Raw genomic sequence first — 3696 nt, 5'->3', positions numbered from 1 at the left:
CACCCACACCGCCACCACACCCACCGAACTTACGAAAAGATCAGTAAGCGCGGGGGATGCCGTTGGTGCGACCACGGCCGCCGGTCAGGATAAGGATCACGGCAATCGGCGGGAACGCGCTGATCGCGATCCCGACAGCCGAGGGCAGCATTTCCTCAGCAGCATGACGAAGTCCGGCTCCCGCGGGGTAGCGGGGCCGGACTTCGAAACTCGTTCAGCGCTGCCGGAGTGCCGGGGTTCAGTCGGTGTCGATGCCGCGCGCGGCGAAGACCTCCGCCGCGTCCGGCACGGCCAGGACGCCGTCCTCCACGAAGGTGACCTCCCGCAGGTGGGGCAGCAGGGCGAGGTCGTCGAGCGAGCGGACGTCGAACAGGTCGTCCTCGCCGTCCCAGGCGGGGGCGCAGTGCCGGAAGACGTCCGCCCCGGCGTCAAAGCACAGCTCCTCGACGCGGGCGAGCAGCTCGGCCGGGATCTCCAGTGCCTCGAAATGGGCCCGGGACTCTGGCAGCACCTCCGCGTGGAGGCCGTTCTCCAGGACGTGGGACGCAGGGTCGCCGATCCCCCGCTCGGCCAGCCGCGCGGGCAGGTCGTAGACCGGAAGAAGCGGGGCGGGGCCGTACATGAGCTCCTCGATGACGAGCAGCTTGAGGTTGAAGTCGCGGAACTGGGTCATGGCAGATGAGTACCACGGAGGTACGACACGCCCCCGGCCGGGCCCGGCCCCGCTCAGGCCGCCGTGGCGGTCAGCCTTCGAAAGCGCATGGGCGTGGCGGACGTGGAGGCGCCGCAGCTCGAAACCGACTCGCGTCATGGTTTCGCTGCTACCGCATTGACATCACGATGCCGAACCACCACCGCCAAAATCGCAGATCATCAGGTGCCGCTCGCCATCACCAGCGCGCTCGTCTCGCGCGGCAGCCGGCTCGCCTTGTTCGGCAGACGCTCCAGGATGCGGTGGTCGTGGCTGGCGAGCGCGGTGGTGATCGCCCGGACCGGCTCGTGGGCGGTGGCGAGGATGTCTTCGGGGTCGGCGCTGCGGGGGACGTAGGCGGGACGACGAGGTCGGCGGTCTTGTGTGGAGGTGCTGCGCTCGTACGGTTTCCGGTGCCACCGTCTTCCAGCCTCCCGGCTCTCGGGCGGCCGCCGCTTTGGACACCACGGAGCAGGACTTCCTGAGGCGGAGCGGGCGCCGGCACCGACGTTCCGGGTGAAGCTGGAGTTCGAGAGCTTCTACTGCAAGCGGGCGTGCCAGGGAAATGGGCCGGAGCGTTGCCGCAGAGTAATGAGACTTGGTGAGATGTGGCTGGCCTGCGGCGTACAAAAGACCGCTGGCAGGGCTTGCGGGTTGTACGAAGCCGCTAAAGAATCCCAAGTTTCCTGGGCAGCGGACAACCAACCAGTGCCAGATCCTCGAACCGTTGAGGATCGACCACTCCGCTCAGGAGCGTGTCCCGGCCGGTCAGGTCGACCTCGATTCGGCACCGGCTGGGGGCGGGCGGTTGTTGATGCCGCTGCGAAATGGGCAGCTACACCCGCGCCTCACTCTCGTCCGGCGCGACGACGTGCTGCCTTGCGAGCACTGGACGGTTACTGTCCTGCCGCAGGCGAACTGCCTGAAGCCTGCCCCACACGCACGTCACGCCAGCTACCTGCGAAACGACATCAACCAGCACCAGAAGAACGCCACGCTCTACCGAATGGGCCAAGCTCAACGCCCCGGCGAACTGGCGAACATCCCTGTCTCAAGCGGTGAAAGATCCCTGGCGCCTATCACGGTCTATGTCACCCTTGCGGGCGGTCAGGACGGTATTGACCGGGCACACCGTCAGGGACAAAAGGAGGCCAAACAGCCCAGAGTGCCGCCATCTGTTTTGAGTTGTCGTGGTATCAGCCGTGTTGTATGGTCACGGTCGTGATCATCTGTTCGATCATGGGGGATTAACAAAACTCTGGGGGGAGTTACGGTGCTGTGGCCGCCTGTCGCCATCGCTTGCGCGAGGCCACACTCCAAGTACCCGCTGATGCAGATCCCCTGAGCTTGCTTCACCGGTCGATATAGATAGGTGTGGCTCGTCGCGCCGTGTGCCGGTAGGGCTTCCAGCCTTGCCGTTATGGCGGCAGGCAACTCAAAGGTTCCTCTTGAACCGGAACCCCACATTTGGAGGATGAATTGAGCTCCATCGGCCTTATACGCACCAAGCGCGCGGCCACGACACTCGTTGCTGTGCCCGCAGCTCTCCTGCTCGCCTCTGCCCCTGCGCAGGCGGCCGGCGAGACGAAGGTCGTCTACACCACTGACACCGGCGTCGTCGGCGGCAAGGCACTGTTCACGGGGGGAACCCACCCGGAAAAGTTCCAGGTATGCGATGTGGACGCGGACGGCATGGCCGTCCGCGCCATGTTCTGGTGGGACGGCGAAAACGGAGGGCCGGATGGATACATCAGGCTCACGGACGACAACGGTGCGACGGCGTTCTGCGTAGGCGGGGAGTTCGTCTCAACGTGGGATGTTCATGAGGGCGCCCATGTACAGATCACAGTGTGCCGTGTCTCGGGGGGCCGGGAACAGGACTGCAGGGAAGACTGGGCCTGGGCGTAATCTGCATGAACCCCGGGGGCAGCCGTGTTCTGTGCAGCTGCCCCCTCAATGCCGTCTCGCCCTAACGATCTCGTCGGCGGGCAGTACGGAACCGAGACCGCGCTGCACGCCGCTCAGGGCAACTCGGTTTACTGAAGCGTGTTGCAGAAGGTGGTGTCCGGGCAGGTCAGAGCCGAGATGGTGGCTGGTCGGTTCATGCGGCCAGGGCGAGGTTGTGCATGTGGGCGACGGCCTGGACCGCGTGGTGCAGACCGTCGCCGCGCTGTCGGCAGTCGCGGAGGATCTTGTAGTGCTTCATGCGGGCGAAGGCGTGCTCGACGCGGGCTCGGACTCGGCGGTGCTCGGCGTTGTCCTCTTCCTCGCCGGGCAGGAGGGCACGTCCTTGACGTTTGCGGTGCGGGATGACGAGTCCGGTGTTGATGTACGCGCCGTCGGCAAGCACGGTGACGCCCTCGCATGTTGCAGCCAGGCCGGAGTCCCGCCATGCCCTCGCATCAGCGGTGTTGCCGGGCACCGGCCGGGCCGCGGCGACCACCAACTTGGTGTCGGCATCGATGATGACCTGCACGTTCGCCGAGAACCGGTAGTTGCGGGAGGACGCCCCGGTCTTCCGGTCGCGGACCGGAATGAGGGTGCCGTCCACGATCCACAGCCGTTCCACCGCGTCGACCGGACGGGTTGCCGGCTCGATGGCCAGCAGCGGCCGCAGCCGCTGGATCACCCGGCACACCGTCGCGGGTGAGACGCCAAGGAGCGGGGCGAGCTGCCGCATGGTGAGGTTCGTACGGTAATAGACGGCCACCAGCAGCACCCGGTCGGCCAGCGGCAGGCACCACGGCCGACCGCCACCAGGCCCGTTCCCGCCCCGTTCCCGCACCACCTTCAGCAGCCGTTCGAACTGCCGCAACCGCAGGCCCGTGAACGTCTCCACCCACAACGGCTCAGCCCTCAACACCCCACGCATACACAGGAGATGCCCGCGTCGAAGCCTTCTGCAACACGCTTTAGGGCCAATACCGCTGATTTAAGCGGGTTTCCGGCGTCTGCTGGTTGGTTTGGTGGGTGACACCAGTGTGACGGTGGGAACCGGTGGTGGG

Annotated in this window: 4 protein-coding genes; 2 read left to right on the top strand and 2 right to left on the bottom strand. The window is 66.1% G+C overall.

Features of this window, described 5'->3' with window-relative positions; genetic code table 11:
* Window positions 1–238: 238 nt before the first annotated feature.
* Window positions 239–673, bottom strand: coding sequence for a DUF6892 domain-containing protein (locus tag E2E34_RS32445; protein ID WP_138905422.1), 435 nt, complete (start codon window positions 671–673; stop codon window positions 239–241).
* 87 nt (window positions 674–760) lie between these two features.
* Here E2E34_RS32445 and E2E34_RS35730 point away from each other — a divergent pair, with 87 nt between their 5' ends.
* Together E2E34_RS35730 and E2E34_RS32435 are read left to right on the top strand one after the other, a co-directional pair.
* Window positions 761–1048 carry a hypothetical protein gene (locus E2E34_RS35730; RefSeq protein ID WP_167518435.1) on the top strand — a complete coding sequence of 96 codons (288 nt, stop codon included), beginning with the start codon at window positions 761–763 and terminating at the stop codon, window positions 1046–1048.
* 1122 nt (window positions 1049–2170) lie between these two features.
* Window positions 2171–2599: a hypothetical protein gene (locus E2E34_RS32435; protein ID WP_138905421.1), complete on the top strand. Its 429-nt coding sequence runs from the start codon at window positions 2171–2173 to the stop codon at window positions 2597–2599.
* A 193-nt stretch (window positions 2600–2792) separates the two neighbouring features.
* Here the strand turns inward: E2E34_RS32435 and E2E34_RS32430 are convergent, their stop codons facing one another.
* Window positions 2793–3563, bottom strand: a complete 771-nt coding sequence (locus E2E34_RS32430; RefSeq protein WP_138905420.1) for a transposase — start codon at window positions 3561–3563, stop codon at window positions 2793–2795.
* Window positions 3564–3696 lie beyond the last annotated feature (133 nt).

The sequence above is a fragment of the Streptomyces albidochromogenes genome, from assembly GCF_005981925.1.
In the GTDB taxonomy this organism is placed as follows: Bacteria; Actinomycetota; Actinomycetes; order Streptomycetales; family Streptomycetaceae; genus Streptomyces; species Streptomyces albidochromogenes.
This window is presented reverse-complemented; position numbering and strand designations above follow the sequence as displayed.

What these genes read in the sequence shown, in the direction of transcription:
- E2E34_RS32445 (WP_138905422.1), bottom strand. Translation starts at nt 673, where the DNA reads ATGACCCAGTTCCGCGACTTCAACCTCAAGCTGCTCGTCATCGAGGAG.
- E2E34_RS35730 (WP_167518435.1), top strand. Translation starts at nt 761, where the DNA reads ATGGGCGTGGCGGACGTGGAGGCGCCGCAGCTCGAAACCGACTCGCGT.
- E2E34_RS32430 (WP_138905420.1), bottom strand. Translation starts at nt 3,563, where the DNA reads ATGCGTGGGGTGTTGAGGGCTGAGCCGTTGTGGGTGGAGACGTTCACG.